17 protein-coding genes are annotated in these 18454 nt (G+C 41.4%); 9 read left to right on the top strand and 8 right to left on the bottom strand.

Annotated elements, in window-relative coordinates; translation table 11 throughout:
• The first annotated feature begins 122 nt into the window (after nt 1-122).
• Together DXX94_RS01485 and deoA are read left to right on the top strand one after the other, a co-directional pair.
• Nucleotides 123-527 (top strand): cytidine deaminase, encoded by a 405-nt coding sequence (locus DXX94_RS01485; protein WP_116013411.1) that lies wholly within the window; start codon nt 123-125, stop codon nt 525-527.
• A 61-nt stretch (nt 528-588) separates the two neighbouring features.
• Entirely contained in the window at nt 589-1902 is a 1314-nt protein-coding gene (deoA, locus tag DXX94_RS01490; protein WP_116013412.1) for a thymidine phosphorylase, read from the top strand.
• Nucleotides 1903-2036: 134 nt separating this feature from the next.
• On the opposite strand, the gene DXX94_RS01495 is transcribed toward deoA, so the two are convergent.
• From DXX94_RS01495 to udk, 4 genes are all read right to left on the bottom strand, one after another.
• Nucleotides 2037-2612, bottom strand: a complete 576-nt coding sequence (locus DXX94_RS01495; protein WP_116013414.1) for a thymidine kinase — start codon at nt 2610-2612, stop codon at nt 2037-2039.
• A gap of 33 nt (nt 2613-2645) precedes the next feature.
• Nucleotides 2646-3383 carry a deoxyribose-phosphate aldolase gene (gene deoC, locus DXX94_RS01500; protein ID WP_116018221.1) on the bottom strand — a complete coding sequence of 246 codons (738 nt, stop codon included), beginning with the start codon at nt 3381-3383 and terminating at the stop codon, nt 2646-2648.
• A gap of 63 nt (nt 3384-3446) precedes the next feature.
• Nucleotides 3447-4691 (bottom strand): NupC/NupG family nucleoside CNT transporter, encoded by a 1245-nt coding sequence (locus DXX94_RS01505; protein ID WP_116013415.1) that lies wholly within the window; start codon nt 4689-4691, stop codon nt 3447-3449.
• 8 nt (nt 4692-4699) lie between these two features.
• Entirely contained in the window at nt 4700-5353 is a 654-nt protein-coding gene (udk, locus tag DXX94_RS01510) for a uridine kinase (RefSeq protein WP_116013417.1), read from the bottom strand.
• A gap of 384 nt (nt 5354-5737) precedes the next feature.
• Between udk and DXX94_RS01515 the strand changes: the two genes are divergently transcribed.
• On the top strand, nt 5738-6952 hold the full coding sequence (locus DXX94_RS01515) for a phosphopentomutase (RefSeq protein ID WP_116013419.1): 1215 nt from the start codon (nt 5738-5740) through the stop codon (nt 6950-6952).
• 93 nt (nt 6953-7045) lie between these two features.
• Entirely contained in the window at nt 7046-9307 is a 2262-nt protein-coding gene (locus DXX94_RS01520) for a TonB-dependent receptor (RefSeq protein ID WP_116000204.1), read from the top strand.
• A 222-nt stretch (nt 9308-9529) separates the two neighbouring features.
• Here the strand turns inward: DXX94_RS01520 and deoD are convergent, their stop codons facing one another.
• From deoD to add, 3 genes are all read right to left on the bottom strand, one after another.
• A complete protein-coding gene (gene deoD, locus DXX94_RS01525; protein WP_116002368.1) occupies nt 9530-10234 on the bottom strand; it encodes a purine-nucleoside phosphorylase in 705 nt (234 codons plus the stop codon).
• A 111-nt stretch (nt 10235-10345) separates the two neighbouring features.
• Nucleotides 10346-10516 (bottom strand): XapX domain-containing protein, encoded by a 171-nt coding sequence (locus DXX94_RS01530; RefSeq protein ID WP_116000205.1) that lies wholly within the window; start codon nt 10514-10516, stop codon nt 10346-10348.
• A gap of 21 nt (nt 10517-10537) precedes the next feature.
• A complete protein-coding gene (gene add / locus DXX94_RS01535) occupies nt 10538-11533 on the bottom strand; it encodes an adenosine deaminase (protein WP_116013420.1) in 996 nt (331 codons plus the stop codon).
• A gap of 304 nt (nt 11534-11837) precedes the next feature.
• Between add and aroG the strand changes: the two genes are divergently transcribed.
• From aroG to DXX94_RS01555, 4 genes are all read left to right on the top strand, one after another.
• A complete protein-coding gene (aroG, locus tag DXX94_RS01540) occupies nt 11838-12887 on the top strand; it encodes a 3-deoxy-7-phosphoheptulonate synthase AroG (protein WP_116000207.1) in 1050 nt (349 codons plus the stop codon).
• Between the two features lie 140 nt (nt 12888-13027).
• Nucleotides 13028-13954: an AAA family ATPase gene (locus DXX94_RS01545; RefSeq protein WP_116013422.1), complete on the top strand. Its 927-nt coding sequence runs from the start codon at nt 13028-13030 to the stop codon at nt 13952-13954.
• A 137-nt stretch (nt 13955-14091) separates the two neighbouring features.
• Nucleotides 14092-15078: a DUF58 domain-containing protein gene (locus DXX94_RS01550; protein ID WP_116013424.1), complete on the top strand. Its 987-nt coding sequence runs from the start codon at nt 14092-14094 to the stop codon at nt 15076-15078.
• Between the two features lie 6 nt (nt 15079-15084).
• Nucleotides 15085-17244 (top strand): transglutaminase family protein, encoded by a 2160-nt coding sequence (locus tag DXX94_RS01555; protein ID WP_116013425.1) that lies wholly within the window; start codon nt 15085-15087, stop codon nt 17242-17244.
• A 58-nt stretch (nt 17245-17302) separates the two neighbouring features.
• Here the strand turns inward: DXX94_RS01555 and DXX94_RS01560 are convergent, their stop codons facing one another.
• Nucleotides 17303-17968, bottom strand: coding sequence for a DUF2982 domain-containing protein (locus tag DXX94_RS01560; RefSeq protein ID WP_116013427.1), 666 nt, complete (start codon nt 17966-17968; stop codon nt 17303-17305).
• A gap of 133 nt (nt 17969-18101) precedes the next feature.
• Here DXX94_RS01560 and DXX94_RS01565 point away from each other — a divergent pair, with 133 nt between their 5' ends.
• Entirely contained in the window at nt 18102-18443 is a 342-nt protein-coding gene (locus tag DXX94_RS01565) for a DUF4870 domain-containing protein (protein WP_116013428.1), read from the top strand.
• Nucleotides 18444-18454 lie beyond the last annotated feature (11 nt).

The following is an 18454-nucleotide window of genomic DNA, read 5'->3' on the forward strand; positions in this document are numbered from 1 at the left end:
TAGTAATTGTGCAAACAGTCATTTATTATATAACCTGACCATATGGTCAGTTAATGAGTTAGTCAAACTAACACAATGAGCCCCAAAATCTAATACAAAAACACAGCAAGTGGTATACAACAATGACAAAAGAAACTTGGCACCATTTAAAGCAATCAGCCAAGCTAGGTTTTGACCGCGCTTACGCCCCGTATAGTAAGTTCCACGTTGGCGCAGCGGCACTAGACAATCAAGGTAACGTATTCTTTGGCTGTAATGTAGAAAATGCATCCTACGGTTTAACCGTCTGTGCAGAGCGCAACTGCATTGCGCAGGCAGTAATTAATGGCAGTCAAACACTCAATCAATTAGTGGTGTATACCGAGCAAGAAAAACTTACACCACCATGTGGTGCATGTCGCCAAGTTATTGCTGAATTTATGGCACCAGAGTGTGAAGTTAAGGCAATGAACCATCTAGGTAATGAGAAAACATGGACGGTAGCGCAGTTACTACCTGATGCCTTCACGCCTAAAGACCTTTTGTAATTAACTCAAACTTAAACAAGTAAGATTAAGCAAGCAAAATTAAGAATTTAAAGGGATAAATATGCTACTTCCTCAAGAAGTTATTCGCGTTAAGCGCAATGGCGGCGAATTATCAAAAGAACAAATTCAGTGCTTCGTTGATGGCATCACCAATGGTCAATTCAACGACGCGCAAGTTGGCTCTATGGCAATGGCTATTTTTCAACAAGGCATGGCAACGCAAGAAATTGTTGAATTTACTCAGGCGATGATGCACTCAGGTACGGTATTAAGCTGGCCAGAATTAGATCGCCCTGTGGTAGATAAGCACTCTACCGGTGGTGTAGGAGATAAAGTTAGCTTTATGCTGGCTGCAATTGTGGGTAGTTGTGGTGCATACATGCCGATGATCGCAGGCCGTGGCCTAGGGCATACAGGCGGTACGGTCGATAAATTAGAAGCCATTGCTGGCTTTAACACACAGCCAACGATTCCTGAATTTAAAGCATTGGTAAAAGAACTTGGTATCGCTATTATCGGTCAAACTAACGACTTAGCACCAGCCGATAAACGCCTTTACGGTATTCGTGATATTACCGCAACCGTGGAATCTATACCGCTTATTACTGGCTCGATTCTATCGAAGAAGCTTGCCTCAGGTTTAGATGCGTTAGTAATGGACGTTAAAGTTGGCAATGGCGCCATGATGCAGAACATGGATGATGCTATCGCACTTGCGCAAAGTATTGCCAATGTTGCTAATGGCGCGGGTGTAAAAACCCAAGCAATTATTACCGATATGAATCAAGTATTAGGTAACAGTGCTGGTAATGCGGTAGAAATTATCGAAACAGTCGATTATCTAACGGGCGCATATCGTGAAGAACGTTTGCACAATGTGACTGTTCGCCTTGCGCAAAGCATGTTGATCAACACAGGCATTGCTGATAACGAAGCACAGGCACTAGAAAAAATTAACCATGCATTAGATTCTGGCGCAGCGGCTGAATTATTTAGCCGTATGATTCATCGCATGGGCGGCCCAGCTGATTTGCTTGAATCACCTTGGCAGTCGATGACAAAAGCGAATGTTATTCAAGACGTAACTGCACCAGTAGATGGTTATATTGCTGGTATGGATACTCGCGATATCGGCTTAACTATTGTCGGCATGGGCGGTGGCCGTACAGCGAACGATCAACAAATTGATCACAGTGTTGGTTTTGATCAGATCAAACCTATCGGCACTAAAGTAGCAAAAGGTGACGTGATTGCTCGCGTTCATGGTAAAGATAAAGCACAAGCCGACTCAGCGAGTCAGCAGTACCTTGCGGCGTTTAGCTTTAGTGAGCAAGCTGTTGAAACTTCACCAGAGATTTATCAAGTTATTGATTAAAAAATAAAAGTTGATAAGGCTTTTAGTTTAATTAGCAATTTGAGCAAAATAAAAAACGGTCACTTAAAAAGTGACCGTTTTTGTTTTAACTAGTTAAAAAGCTTACTGACATTCAGCAAATTTTGAAATTCGATTTACCAAACCAGTGCTTTAAAATGCTTGCGACATAACGACTCGTATCTGTCGTTACCTCCCACTTCAACTTGTTCACCAGCGGTAACGGCTTTGCCAGACTCGTCGATTCGAGCGACAAAGTTTGCTTTTTTACCGCAGTGACAAATGGTTTTCAATTCAATGAGCTTGTCAGCCCAAGCGAGTAGGGCAGCGCTTCCTGTAAAGGTATTGCCTAAAAAGTCGGTGCGAATACCATAGGCTAAGACAGGAATTTTTAAAAAATCAACCACATCGGTCAACTGCTTAACTTGTGCCTCGGTTAAAAACTGTGATTCGTCAACAAGCAAACAGTCTACTTTGGCCGTTTCATTTGCGTGACAAAGTGCTTGATATAAATCGGTTGTTTCATCGAACAACTGTGCATCGGCATCAATACCTAGACGCGATGTGATTTTCCCTTGCTGATAACGGTCGTCGAGTTTAGCGGTAAACAATACACATTGCATACCGCGCTCATTGTAGTTATAGGCTGACTGCAATAAGTGAGTAGATTTACCTGCATTCATCGCAGAATAGTAGAAATAAAGTTGTGCCATAGCGTTAGCTTACAATTACCAACATACTAGCGCTTAGTAAGCGCTAGGTGATTTAGTGTTGTCGTCGCTATGCCCAAGCGTGGCTAGCAGGTTGTTAAGCAAGCCGCTTGCGCCAAAACGAAAACGTTCTGCATTAACCCAATCTTCACCTAATAGTGATGATGCCATATCGATGTACACTTTCGCATCTTCTGCGCTACGCACACCGCCAGCGGCTTTAAAGCCAACCTTTGGATTGGTCGCTTGAATTGCTTCTAGCATCACTTTTGCAGCTTCTGGTGTTGCGTTAACAGCTACTTTGCCGGTTGATGTTTTAATAAAGTCAGCACCTGCATTGATGCAAATTTCGCTAGCTTGGCGAATCAGCGCATCAGTTTTAAGCTCACCGCTTTCAATGATCACTTTTAATACAACATTTTCTTGCTGGCATGCTGTTTTACAAGCCTTTACCATGTCAAAGCCAATCTGCTCATTACCAGAGATTAATGCTTGGTATGGAAATACTAAATCAACTTCATCTGCGCCGTAAGCAATCGCTGCATTTGTTTCAGCTACAGCAATGTCAATGTCATCTCCGCCTTTAGGAAAGTTAGTGACTGTGGCAATTTTAATGTTGGCTGCGTTTAGGGCCGCTAGCTTCTTTTTAGCCTGTGGAATAAAGCGCGGGTAGATACAAATGGCTGCGGTGTCACCAGCAGCACTATGTGCTTGCTCACATAGATGTTCAATATCAGCAATGGCTTCGCTATCGGTTAAGCTGGTTAAATCCATTAACGCTAGCGCTTTTTCTGCGTATGTAATTAGTGTTTGTTCGCTCACTGTAAAACTCTTTAATTATAAACTGATAAATACACCGGCAATAGCGGCGCTCATTAGGTTTGCTAAGGTTGCGGCAATCATTGCGCGAACACCTAAGCGGGCAATATCAGGGCGTCGACTTGGCGCCATAGAACCAATACCACCTAATAAAATGGCAATCGATGACAAGTTAGCAAAACCACACAAAGCAAAAGTAATGATGGCTTGTGTGGTAACACTTAAGCTTTCTTTGACTTCAATAAATTGTGCGTAAGCAAAAAATTCGTTAACGACAATTTTTTGCCCAATAAAGCTGCCTGCTTGCAGCATTTCGTCAACAGGTACACCAACGATAAACGCGATAGGAGCAAATAAATAACCTAAGATCCATTCAATTGTTAAGCCTTCAAAACCAAATAATCCGCCAATGCCTTGTACTATGCTGTTAAGTAGGGCAATTAAGGCAATAAAGGCAAGTAACATTGCACCCACATTTACCGCAAGTTTTAACCCAGATGCAGCACCCGACGCAGCGGCATCAATAACGTTCGCTGGCTTTTCTTCACCATCATTAAAGGCAACATTTTGCTCTAGTTTTTCGCGTGATTCAGTTTCTGGCATGATGATCTTGGCCATCAATAAGCCGCCAGGTGCTGCCATAAATGATGCTGCGATCAGGTATTTGAGGTCGACACCTAAACCGGCATAACCTGCTAACACAGAGCCAGCGACCGAGGCTAAACCGCCAACCATAATGGCGAATAGCTCAGAGTTACTCATATTTTTAATGTATGGACGAACGACTAGAGGTGCTTCGGTTTGCCCAACAAAAATATTTGCTGTTGCAGATAAAGACTCAGGCTTACTGGTGTTGAGTAACTTTTGTAGGCCACCACCAATGACCTTAATCACTTGCTGCATAATGTTTAAGTAATAAAGTACGGCAATCAGCGAGGAGAAGAAGATAATGACAGGTAAAACACGAACAGCAAAAACAAAACCGACACCATTTTCAAACATGGCGTCAGTACCTAGCCCGCCGAATAAGAAGTCGATACCGGTTTTCGCTGAATCAATCACATGTTGAACGCCATTTGACATCGATGCTAAAACATCTTTACCAAATGGAATGTAAAGTACAAAAGCACCAAGCAACACTTGTAAACCGAAAGCCAAGCTGACCGTTCGCCAATTAATGTCTCGACGTTTGTATGACAGTGCATAGGCAATTGCGAGCAGCGCAATAATACCCAGCACGCCACGCAGTGCTGTTAAATCCATATATTCCTCTAATTATTGTTATAGGTAAGTTGGCGAATCTTGGCTTTTAATACTTCTATTGCCATTCTGTTTTTTCCGCCACGGGTTATGACAATATCAGCATGAGCTTTAGCCGGCTCAATAAACTGATAATACATAGGTCTTACTGTTTCCAGATATTGGTTAGTAATTGAATCAATGCTGCGACCGCGCTCTTGAGTGTCTCGCTTAATACGACGAATCAAGCAAATATCCAATGGCGTGTCCATGTACACTTTAATGTCAAAACTTGAACGAAGTTGTTCATTAGTCAGTAACATAATCCCTTCAATCAAGATAATTTTGGTTGGATTGATCGTTACTGTTTCTGCTGTACGGGTATGGGTTTTATAGCAATAGGTAGGGCACTCAATTGCTTTACCTGCAGTTAAATCGCTTAAATGTTGATGTAATAACTCATGTTCAAACGCATTTGGATGATCGTAGTTGGTACGAATACGCTCTTCCATAGGCAAATCATCTTGCGCTCGGTAATAAGAGTCTTCCTTGATAATAGAGATACCTTGCTCTCCTAGCTCAGGTAATAGTTCATCATATATGGTTTGAGCAAAAAGTGTTTTGCCTGAGGCCGATGCACCAACAACAGCGATAATAGTTGGTTTTGCTAATTGATCAGCATTCACTTGGTTAGAAATCCCACTAAAAAGAAAGTTTATGGCAGCTATAAAAACTACTCTGTTAATTGTCGCGTATTTTGACGCTTTTTTCTCAATTTTGATAGAGCTTGAAGCGTCTGTTATCAAATTCGAACAACTATTTTGTCATTTTGATTGAAAACTAAGCGATTAGCGCAATATTAAACTTGTCTTTGCTTAAAAAGCTGATAAATTACCACATCCTGACCAAACGGTCATGTTTATTTGGTTTTATTAAGTGAAATTTAAAGCAAGACTGGCTGCTTTAAACTAAACACATTTTATTAATGTTTATCTTCGAAACGGATATAATTTAAACATTAAATTTCTTTAATGCCCATGTTTGGGATTTAACACAAAGTTGAGGTTGTAATGGCGCGCGTCATTTTAATGGTCATTGATGGTTTTGGTGTAGGTCATGCACCTGATGCTGAAAAATTTGGTGATGTAAGTGCTAATACATTTGCTAATTTAGCGCGTGAATTTGAGGCACAAGAAGGGCGTCCATTACATTTACCTCAATTGGCGAGTATGGGCTTGCTAGAACTGGCAGAGCAAGCAAGTGGTACTCAAGTAAACCACGCACCGGTTGAACAAATTAACGGTGCCTATGGTTACGCTGCGGAATTAAGTACTGGTAAAGACACGCCATCAGGTCACTGGGAAATGGCAGGTGTACCCGTACTTTTTGATTGGGGCTATTTTAGTGATAAGCAAAATAGCTTCTCTGCTGAGTTAATGGCAAAAATTAATGAAGCGACAGGTTTTGAAGGCATGTTAGGTAACTGTCATGCCTCGGGTACTGTGATTATTGAACAGCTTGGTGAAGAGCACGTTAAAACTGGCTTACCTATTTGTTACACCAGTGCTGACAGCGTCTTCCAAGTGGCTGCACATGAAGAGCATTTTGGCTTAGACAACTTATATAAGTACTGTGAAACAGTACAAAAAATTGTTGAACCAATGAATATTGGTCGTGTTATTGCTCGTCCGTTTGTTGGCGATGATGCAAAATCATTTACACGCACAGGTAATCGTCGCGATTATTCTATTTTACCACCGGCACCAACTATGCTTGATAACATTACTAATGCAGGCGGTACGGTAATTAGTGTTGGTAAGATTGCTGACATCTACGCCCACCAAGGTATTTCAATTAAAACAAAAGCAACGGGAATTGATGCATTAACAGACGCTACGATTGAGCATATCAATACTGCAGAAGACAATTCATTAATCTTCACTAACTTAGTGAATTTTGACCAAGACTTCGGTCATCGTCGTGATCCTGTTGGATACGGTAAAGCGCTTGAAGCGTTTGATAAACGCATTGTGGAGATAAAAGCGGCAATGCAACCGGATGATTTGCTCGTTTTTTCAGCAGATCATGGTTGTGACCCCACTTGGCAGGGTACAGATCATACTCGCGAATATGTGCCAGTACTTGCTTATCATTCTTCGATAAAGTCAGTAAATTTGGGCGAAAGAACAACATTTGCTGATATTGGCCAAACAATAGTTGAAATATTTGAGGTCAAAAAACTTTCCTACGGGACAAGTTTTTTAGACGAATTAAAATTTAGCTAGTAGAATGTTTACTCGAAGTCGGGGCTCGCGCACAAAAAAATAACAGCTAGTCCCGTTTTTGCTTATTACTTACGCAACCTTCGGGAGAATATAATGAAACTGTTGAAGCAGTCTTCACTCGCACTTTGTGTGCATGCCGCTCTTTTTTCCACCACTGCGATTAGTTTTAATGCTCAAGCTGAAGAAGCAGAAGCAGAAAAAGTCGTTGGTGTTGAAGTTATTGAAGTAACCGCTCGTAAAAGAACTGAAAACGTAAAAGACGTTCCAATTGCGGTATCAGCATTAACGCCTAAAAAACTAGAAGTGTTAGGTTCATCTGGTATGGATGTACGTGCACTTTCAGGTAAAGTACCAAGTCTACTTATCGAATCTTCTTTCGGTCGTACTTTCCCGCGTTTTTATATTCGTGGTTTAGGTAACACGGATTTTGATTTACTAGCCTCTCAACCTGTTTCTTTAGTTTACGATGATGTAGTACTAGAAAACGCATTAACTAAAGGTATGCCAATGTTTGACATTGAGCGTGTTGAAGTTTTGCGTGGTCCACAAGGTACACTTTTCGGTCGTAACACGACTGCTGGTATTGTTAAAGTTCAATCTAAAAAGCCAACGCAAGATTTTGACGCTAACGTGTCTGCATCATACGGTACCTATGGTTCAACAGACCTACGCTTAGCAGTAGGTGGCGGTTTAACTGATACATTATCTGGTCGTATTGCACTTCTTCAACAAGATCGTGACGATTACATCGACAACGAAGCGCCTGGTTTTGAAGCTAAAGATCAGCTAGGTGGCTACAGCGAAACTGCTGGTCGTGTTCAGTTACTTTGGGAGCCAAACGACGAATTTAGTGCGTTGTTTAACTACCACTTCCGCGATGCTGAAGCAGATGCTCGTATTTTCCGCGCTAACATCATCAAGCCAGGTACTAATGACCTGATTGACGGTTTTGATCGTGACACTGTTTTCCAAGATGCGGCAAGCCGTAACGAGCAAACAGTTGACATGAAAGGCGCAAGCTTAAAGCTTGAGTACGACATGGGCGATCACACACTAACTTCAGTTAGTGGTTATGAGTCTGCAGAAATTTTCTCTGTTGGCGATATCGATGGTGGTTACGGCGCTGCGTTCTTACCTAGCGGTTCTGGCCCAGGTGTTATTCCATTCCCATCAGAAACTGGCGCAAGAATGCCAGATCACAAGCAATTAACGCAAGAACTTCGTATTTCAAGCAATGAGCTTGGCAAGTTAGATTACCAATTTGGTTTATTCTACTTTGACGAAGACTTAACCATTAATAACTTAAGTTTCGACACCTTAGGTGGCGGCGCGCAAAATGGTATTGCTGTTCAAAACATGGAAACTACAGCATGGGCAGTATTCGCTTCTGTTGATTACGAAATTTCTGACCGTGTAAATGTTAACGGTGGTATTCGTTACTCTGACGACGAGCGTGAGTGGGATGGTACTTTAGTACAATCTCCATTTGGCGCACCAGGTTTTAGCGAAGCAACAAGTGTTGATGACTCACAAGTTTCAGGTGACTTAAGCGTTAACTACCGTTACAGCGATGAGACTAACTTATACGCACGTATCGCTCGTGGTTACCGTGCACCTAGTATCCAAGGTCGTAACTTATTGTTCTCTGGTAATGCAACAACAGCTGATTCAGAAACAGTTGCGTCAATCGAAACTGGTTTCAAATCAACAACTGCTGACAGAATGGGTCGTTTAGACGGTTCTGTATTCTACTACGAAGTTAGCGATCAACAGTTAACTGCAGTTGGTGGTACTGGCAACTTAGCATCACTATTAAATGCAGACAAAGCGGTAGGTTACGGTTTTGAATTAGACGGTGAATACTTTATCACTGCTGATTTAGTTGTTGCTGGTAGCTTGAGCTACAACAACACTGAAATTCAACAAAGCGATTTAGGTGTAGCACCTTGTGGCGCAAACTGTACTGTTAAAGATCCAATTAACGATCAAGGTTTCGCGCTAATTGATGGTAACTCATTACCGCAATCTCCTGAGTGGATCAGCAACTTATCTGTTCGTTGGTCTAAAGAGCTCGGCGAAGGTGAGCTATACGTTTACTCAGATTGGTCATACCGTAGTGAAGTAAACTTCTTCTTATACGAGTCTGTTGAATTTGAAGGCGATGCATTACTTGAAGGTGGTGTTCGTGTAGGTTACGAATGGTACGGTGACGACGCAGACTACGAAGTAGCTGTTTTCGGTCGTAACATTACTGACGAAGAGCAACTAACTGGTGCAATCGACTTTAACAACTTAACTGGTTACATCAACGAAGGTCGCTTCTGGGGTGTTGAGTTTAAAGCGAACTTCTTCTAAGTTTTACATTACTTAGTTGAGTCACTTTAACGTTTGATAGTTTGTGTTCATAGTTCTTTGGACACAAACTTAAATTAAAAGTAAAAGTGCTCTAGATATACAAAAAAAAGCCGAACATTTAGTTCGGCTTTTTTATTTGCTAACTTTTTATGTGTCAACTTTACACGTGCTAACTTATGTTAGTTAAAAAGGTTTAGTCAAAGACTAAACCGATTTTATCAATTAAAGTACGCTTTCCAGTGTTAATTCCATCATATCTTTGAAGGTGTTTTCACGTTCATCAGCCGTGGTTTCTTCACCTGTTTTGATGTGATCGCTAACGGTTAATACGGTTAATGCTTTTTTACCGTACTCTGCTGCAACACCGTAAAGGCCTGCTGCTTCCATTTCTACGGCTAAAATGCCTAAGTTTTCCATTTTAGCGAACATTTCTGGTTTTGGTGTGTAAAACAAATCAGCAGTAAAAATGTTACCAACGTGAACATCTTTACCTAGCTTCTCAGCTGTATCTACAACATTTTTCAATAAACCAAAATCAGCAGTTGCTGCAAAGTCACAATTGTCTAGGCGATTGCGGTTTACATTTGAATCCGTGCTTGCTGCCATACCAACAACAATATCACGAACCTTAATATCGTCACGAACTGCGCCACATGAGCCAATACGAATAATTTTTTCTACGCCGTATTCTTTGTATAGTTCGGTCGCGTAAATTGAAATTGATGGAATGCCCATACCAGAGCCCATCACAGAAACTCGCTTGCCTTTGTATGTGCCGGTAAAACCGAACATGTTACGTACTCGAGTGACGCATTTTACGTCTTCTAAGAAATTGTCTGCAATAAACTTGGCGCGTAGTGGGTCGCCAGGCATTAGTACTGTTTCGGCGAAGTCGCCGACAGCAGCTTCAATATGTGGTGTTGCCATAATAAAACCTTGTGTTGATGAGGTTTCAGTAAGTTTCAAGCCAGAATCGGTTCTGCTATCAAGGATTTTTTACTGAAGCGTTTAAAAAATAATAATGTGCTTTGTTATTTGTTAGCTAAAGAATCGTTCGACAATCCAGTGATAGCCAACGCTGCCTAAGTAAATACCAAAAATACCTACGATGCCTGAAATTACTGGTGGTGCAGGTAATGGTAGCTTAAACAGGGAAAAAATTACCCCAACTAAAGCACCTGTGCCTAAAGATAAAAGCACTTCACTCATAAATGCTCCTTAGCGCATAGTTTACTTTGTACGCAGTGCTCGCTTTTCACTGTCAGAAAGAAAACTCATGGTAATGGCGTTTTCTTGCAGTTTGGTGAACTGCTCAGTGGAAAAATCAAACAACTGCTTCGCTAACTCGAACTCATGCTTAATCTCTATTCCTTCAACAGCTGGATCGTCAGTGTTCAAACACACTAAGTTACCATTTGCTAAGAAAGTAGTAACAGGGTGTTGACGTAAATCAGTGACCGTACCTGTTTGAAAATTAGACGTCAGGCAAGATTCGAGGCCGATATTATACTTGGCCATATGGTCAAGTAAATCTTTATCTTGATAACTATTCACGCCATGGCCAATTCTTTCAGCACCTAATAGGTTGATTGCTTGCCAAACGCTCTCTGGGCCTTGGGCTTCACCCGCATGCACGGTAATGCGCATGTCCGCGTTACGCGCTTGTTTAAATAAATCAACAAACATTTCGCAAGGAAAATTGGTTTCATCACCAGCCAGATCAATGCCGGTAATGTGTTGCTTATGAGTAAGTAAGGCGTTTAACTCAGTTGTACAGTGTTCAATGCCAAAGGTGCGACTAAGGATACCGAGTAAATTAATTTGAATGTCGTAATCTTGTTGGCCTGATTTAATACCATCGACGACAGCAGCAACAACGTCTGCCACCGGTAGGTTATTGGTCATTGCCATATAAAAAGGAGAAAACCTAAGTTCGGCGTAACTCAATCCTGCATTGTAAGCATCTTCAACATTTTCATAAGCAACGCGTTTTACGTCATCTAATGACGTTAGCACTTTTACACCCCAATCCAATTTAGCTAGGAACGAGAGTAAATCAGGTTCACTTTCTTGGATTTGTACATGAGGTAAAAAGTCTTGGAGGTTTGCGGCAGGCAACTGAATATTGTTTTGCTGAGCAAGTTCCCAAGTGGTTTGCGGACGAATGTTACCATCGAGATGGCGATGCAGATCAATAAGTGGCAGGTTTGGGTTGTAGCTGGTCATATTTTCCTTATTTTTATCAGTACTTAATAGGTACGTAAGTGTACTTGGCTATGGCTTAGCAAAAGATGATTATAGGCTGCTAATTAGCCAGTCTGTTATGCAAGTTGCAATTGCTCAACATTATACCGCTTTTTTCGTAGTGAATGGGGGATTTTCGTTTGGTTATTGCAGTTATTCCTGCTAGATTAACTGCGGGATTAATTATTTAGGCGTCTAGACGTAGAAATAGTAATTAAAATAGACAAAGACGTTAAACAAAAGTTTGTTTCAAACAAAGCAAACGTTAAGTAGTAAGAGAATACACATGTACCAAACCGACGATATCCGCATTAATAAAATCAAAGAGTTATTACCACCAGTAGCGTTAATCGAACGATTTCCAGCTACCGAGCAAGCGTCGGCAACGGTATTTGAGGGCCGACAAGCGATAAGCAATATTTTTAATGGTAAAGATGACCGTTTACTTGTCGTTATTGGTCCATGTTCTATTCATGATACAAAAGCGGCAATTGAATACGGCCAAAGATTAGTTAAGCTTCGCGAAAAGTATAAAGCTAATCTTGAAATTGTGATGCGAGTTTATTTTGAAAAACCGCGCACAACGGTTGGTTGGAAAGGTCTTATTAACGATCCTTACCTCGATAACAGTTTTAAGTTAAACGACGGCCTACGCATGGGGCGAAAGTTGTTGCTTGATCTTAATGATATGGGTTTACCTACTGCCGGTGAATTCTTAGATATGATCACCCCGCAATACATGGCCGACTTTATGTGTTGGGGAGCCATTGGTGCTCGTACTACAGAAAGTCAAGTTCACCGCGAATTAGCTTCTGGCCTGTCGTGTCCAGTTGGCTTTAAAAACGGTACCGATGGCACTATTAAAGTTGCTGTTGACGCCGTTGGCGCAGCAAGTGCTTCACACCACTTCTTGTCAGTGACTAAATACGGCCACTCAGCCATTGTTGAAACTGCAGGTAACCCTGACTGTCATATCATCTTGCGTGGCGGTAAAGAGACTAATTACGACAAAGACAGCGTCAAAGAGGTAACAGACCAACTAGCGAGTGCTAAACTAAACACTAAAATCATGATTGATTTTAGTCATGCTAATAGCAAGAAAAAGTTTGAAAATCAGATGCTAGTGAGCGATGACGTCGCTGCACAAATTGCTCAAGGTAACCAAGACATTTTTGGTGTTATGGTAGAAAGTCATTTAGTCGAAGGTCGTCAAGACTTAGTTGATGGTAAAGCTGCTAACTATGGTCAAAGTATTACTGATGCTTGCATCGGTTGGGAAGACACTGAAAAGCTGCTTGCTCAACTAAATGATGCGGTTGCAACCCGTAACAAATAGATTGCCAGTTTTTATTTGTAAACAATAACATTTACTATCTCCAAAAAGCCGCTAACTTGAACAGATAGCGGCTTTTTTTGTGCTTGTCTAATAATTCTGCGATAGTGTGCACAGGCTTTAATCGTTAAATACATAGGTATATGGATCAGTTAATTAATCAAGTTATTAGCCAAGTAAATAGTGTGGTGCTAGGCAAAGACAAAGAGGTTCGCCTTGCAGTAGCGTGTTTGTTAGCTAAAGGGCATCTGTTAATTGAAGATTTGCCGGGCATGGGGAAAACCACGCTTGCTCAAGTATTAGCTAAAGTATTTGGCTTAAGTTACCAACGTTGCCAATTTACCAGTGACATGCTGCCATCCGATGTGACGGGTATTTCTATTTTTGACGCTGAGCAAAAGCAATTTGTACTTCATCATGGTCCTATATTTAACCAACTGGTGCTCGCCGATGAAATTAATCGGGCAAGCCCTAAAACACAATCAGCACTTTTGGAAGCGATGGAAGAGCATCAAGTGAGCATTGATGGTGTTACTCATGAATTACCTTCGCCATTTTTTGTGATCGCAACTCAAAACCCACTATTTCATGCAGGTACAAACCCATTGCCCGAGTCTCAGCTTGATCGATTTATGATGCGCTTATCACTTGGTTTTCCAGATGTTGAAGCAGAAAAACAAATATTGCTAGGGGAAGGGTTAAAACAAAAAGTCGAACAAGCGGATTGTGTACTCAACCATCAGCAACTAGCTGATATCCAAAAAGCGGTCAATGAAGTGAGTGTGTCGGAAGCTGTTCTGGAATATATTATCGCGCTCAGTCATGTATCACGCTCAAGTGATTTTAATGCCAATCCTTTATCACCTCGCGCAGGCAAAGCATTGCTCAATGCAGCTAAAGCTTGGGCTTTTATTCATCAACGTAGTTACCTATTACCTGAAGATGTTCAAGCGGTTTTTACTAGCGTATGTGAACATAGATTAGATGCAGGTGTCACTGAGTTGGCGCGCGATGGCGGTTTAGCGTTAGAAGTAATGAAAAAAGTAGATGTACTATCACCATTATCGTGACCGTATCAGTAAGCATTATTCGTTAGTGTCAAAGATCAGGTTATTAAATTGGTGTTGCGACTAATGAAAAGTTTAAACCAAGTTGATTAATCCCCCTTGTTAATTAATAGCTTGAGTTGATCAATAAGCGTAGCTAGATGATAAATACCTTTAAACAATACTGGGCAAATAAGTTCATTCAATGGCTGACAGTACGAGTGCCTGTTGCAAGCGAATTTGAATTATCTAATCGTAATATCTTTATTTTTCCTACTCGTTTTGGCTTAGTTTATATCCTTGTTTTATTGATACTTTTCTTGCTTGGGACGAATTATCAAAACAATGTCATTATTTTGCTAAGCTACTTAATGGGCAGCTTTTTTATTACGGTAAAACTGACTGCTTTTTTTAATTTAAAAGGCTTAGTGATACGAGCAGAGCGCTATGCACAGGGCTTTCAAGGGCAAGATATACCGGTAAAAATAACGCTTGATGCCAACTCAGCAAAACATGGCTTGACGCTCGGGTTTAAAGATCAATCAACCACACAGGTTAAATACGCAGGTAAAACATCAAATTCAAACCCTAAAGACCGTCAAACAGAGGTCACTATTTACTTTCATGCAAACAAGCGCGGCATCATCTCACCTGGTCGTGTAAAGATCTTAAGCGAACATGCGTTTGGTCTGTTTCGGGTTTGGTCTTGGCTAGACTTTGGTCATGAGCTAGTGGTTTATCCTCACCCTAAAGCGATAGCCAGTAAACATTTATTGGAGATGCCAAGCGTGGCGGAAGATGGTGAGCTGGCAGTGAGTCACCGTGACGGTGATGAGTTTAAAGAATTAGCATCATTCAAACCTGGCGAGTCAATGTCGCGTGTCGCATGGAAACAGTTAGCACGTGGGCAAGGTAAACTCACTAAACACTACCACCAATTAACTGGGCAACGGCGACATTTGTCTTTAGACATGCTACCACCGGTATCAATAGAGCAAAAACTGTCCTATTTATGTTACTTGGTGTTGCAATATAGCCAAGCCAGTTACTCTTTTGGCTTGTCACTTACACAAAAGCATATTAACGCCGATCACGGTGAACAACATAAGCAGCAGTGCTTACGCGCATTAGCTGAGTTTATTGGGTAGTGGCTAATGTTGGATTCAAACATCAAAACTAACGCCAACAAACGACCAAAAAATTTAGCGCAACTTGTGAATGAAAAGCGCGTGAATTTTTCGGTATTTGATTTTAAAAATCGCTCAGGTGCAGAGCATTATCAGTTAAGTTTACTTAATTGCTGGCTACTGTTGTTAGTTCAAACCTTAACATTAGCCTTGTTCGTTACCGAGTTAACAACTTGGATGCTAGCACTTATCGCACTAAGTCTATTATGGCAAGTTGCACGAATTAGCACAGCTAAACATCAAGCTAGTCGTTTAGCTAGAGGTCAGGTTAAGCAAGGAAAAATACAAGCAACGCCTCGACTGATTGTTGCATTATTTGCTTTAACTGGTGCGGGGATCATTATTCTTAACGGTCAGTCGTTAGGGCTGCTGTCAAGCATGGTGCACTTAATTTGCTTTGCTTATGCCATCAAAGCTTTTGAAATTCGTAAGCGGGCTGACTTCTTTCAACTGATTCTCATTGGTCTTTTTTTACATGCATGCGCATTAATTTTTACGCAAAACATTTGGTTCGCAGCCCTTGTTGTCATGTTAGTAACCTTAAATTTCGCGTTGTTATACCGAGTCTTTGCCAGCGCTATTGGCATCCCTATCGCTTATCGCGAAACGGGTAAGCTGCTATTGCTAAGTATTCCACTTGCCGTTGCGCTATTTGTTTTTTTCCCGCGTTTGTCACCATTTTGGCAAGTACCGCTAGCAAATACGGCTAAAACTGGTTTAGGTAGTGATGTAAGGCCTGGTGATATTGCGAAACTCGCGTTGTCAGATGAGTTGGCATTTCGTGTCCAGTTTGAAGGCGCTGTACCCGCCAAAACACAAATGTATTGGCGCGCGATGACTATGCCATTTTATAACGGTCAACGATGGAGCCGAAGCCAAAATAACAAACCACCGCTTTATTTGGCCAGTGAGCCTGAATATGAGATATCTTCGGATGATCGGCGCGCTTACACTTATCAAGTGATGGCAGAGCAAAGCAATCAGCATTGGCTATTTGCCCTAGATACAGCTTTGGCGCCGGGAAACGATGCTAGGCAGCTTAACGATTTTTCGCTAATTAATAATCAGCCATTAACCAAAACAAAATCTTATCAGGTAACTAGTTTTCCGAATGCGATACGTGAGCCCGAAATGTCTGAGGCATTTCAACGTTTCTATAAGCGCATACCTGATGATGCTAACCCGCAATTACAAGCGCTAGGACGCGAGCTGGCAGCGCAATACCAAAATCCGCAAGCGCTTATCAATCATGTCTTAGCGCAATTTCGAGAGCAAGCGTATTTCTATACGCTAAGCCCGCCGTTACTTTCGAATAACAGCCTTGACCAGTTTTATTTTGATACCCGATCAGGTTTTTGTGAGCATTATGCGAGCAGTTTCGCTTTTTTAATGCGCTCAGCGGGTATCCCCGCGAGATTAGTAACCGGATATTTAGGTGGGGAACGCAATGAACAGGGTAATTATTACGCAATTTATCAATATGATGCACACGCGTGGACAGAAGTTTGGCTTGAAGGGCGTGGTTGGGTAGCGGTTGATCCAACGTCTGCGGTAAGTCCAGATAGGGTCAGTGATAATATGGCTGATGCCCTTAGGGAGCAACGAATTAATTTAGCAGGCGCATTTAGTTGGCAAGCATTTTCAAGTGCCGCGTGGTTAGCCAATATTCGCATGCAAATAGAAGCAATAGATTACCAATGGAATCGCTTGGTACTGAGTTACAGTGTGGATAAGCAATCACGTTTTCTTCGCGAATTACTCGGTAGCGGCAGTTTTTGGAAATCAACCGCCATTGTGATGAGTGTGTTTCTATTAATGTTTTTACTGCTCTGGTTGCGGGGTATATATCAGCAACCATCAGTTAAATTGCCTCGCTGGCAACGGCAGTTTAACAAGTTGTTAGTGAAATTAGCCGAGCAGCAAGGTGTTGAACGAGCGCCGCATCAGGTACCTAACAGTCTAGTACCGCTAATTGCGGCTCATCATAATGAAGCGAGTGTCTTGTTCGCTAAGCTTTGTCAGTTACATGATCTTCTTAGTTATCAAACGCTGTCTCGAGATGAATTTAAAACGCAGGAAAAATTGTTTATTCAGACTTGTCGCGAGTGTAACAAAGCGCTTGGCTAGATGTTTAGTTGAAGGGCTAGCTAAGCGCAGAGCCAAGCCTTTAAGGGTAAAGCGTTTGTTATGGCGAATATTGATGACGGTGCGTTTGGCATTGCTTTAATAATTGTATAAATTCTTCGCCGCTTCGGTCTAATGCAGACAGTGGTAAATACACATGATAGCCATACGCTTTTGCAAGTGCTTGCGTGTGGTGCATGTATAACGCAATTGGCCCTTTAAGTAAGTCGTGATGATGCTTATAAGGGGAAAAATTAATTTGTGCTTGTTCAATAGTTAACAGTGATTGCGTTATTGCCATGGTTAACAATGGTCGCTGCTCATGAGGAAGTCGGCTTGCCAGCCTTGGGGTAATTGATTCAACTAAACTGTCGCAATTGCTTAGCCTGATGCCTATGTAGGGTAAAATTCGGCGGTCTAAACCAACTTGCACATTGAGTTGGTCAAAACGCAATACATCAGTCCACGGCAGTTTCCAACCACCATATTTGTGCGAAAACTTGATGCCTTGCGGCGATATTAACAAGCTGTACTCAGGTTCAAATCGCTTTGTTAAGCCAATAAATAAAGTCACTAAACTTGCTAGTAATAACAAGGTGAACACTAGCCTTAACTCACTCCAAAAGTGATGGCTAATGGCTATTGTTACGAGTAAACCTATGACCCCGACTAGGGTTAAAAACTGCCCATGATTGTTGGCTATCGGTTTAATTTTTATTTCTGGCATAAATTGCGAATAAATTCAAAAAACTAAGGTTAAATTAACAAAGCAATTAGCGATTAGCACTTATTTTTGGCTTGTCGCCGAGTTATTTTCTGACTAACTTTAAAGGTGTAGCAGTAGTAACAGGAGCTTAGTTATGCATTTGCACACCAGTACTCATACGGACCATGATTATGCGCGGATGATTGCTTTTTTAAGTTATATCACGATTGTTGGTTGGCTCATTGCCATTGTCCTTTATGGGCAAAACAAGCAAGGTATTAACAAACGCCAATTTACCAGTTTTCATTTACGTCAATCTCTAGGGCTCATTATTACAGCAGCTGTTTTGTCCTTTATTCCTTTGATTGGTTGGATGATGAATCTAGTTGTCGCCGTATTTTGGCTGATTAGTGCTTTTTATGCGTTTAAAGGGGAGTATTATCGGGTGCCTTGGCTCGGTAATGAATATCAAAATCATTTGCGCTTTATCACCTAGTATAAGCACTT

Source organism: Thalassotalea euphylliae (assembly GCF_003390375.1).
GTDB lineage: Bacteria > Pseudomonadota > Gammaproteobacteria > Enterobacterales > Alteromonadaceae > Thalassotalea_F > Thalassotalea_F euphylliae_A.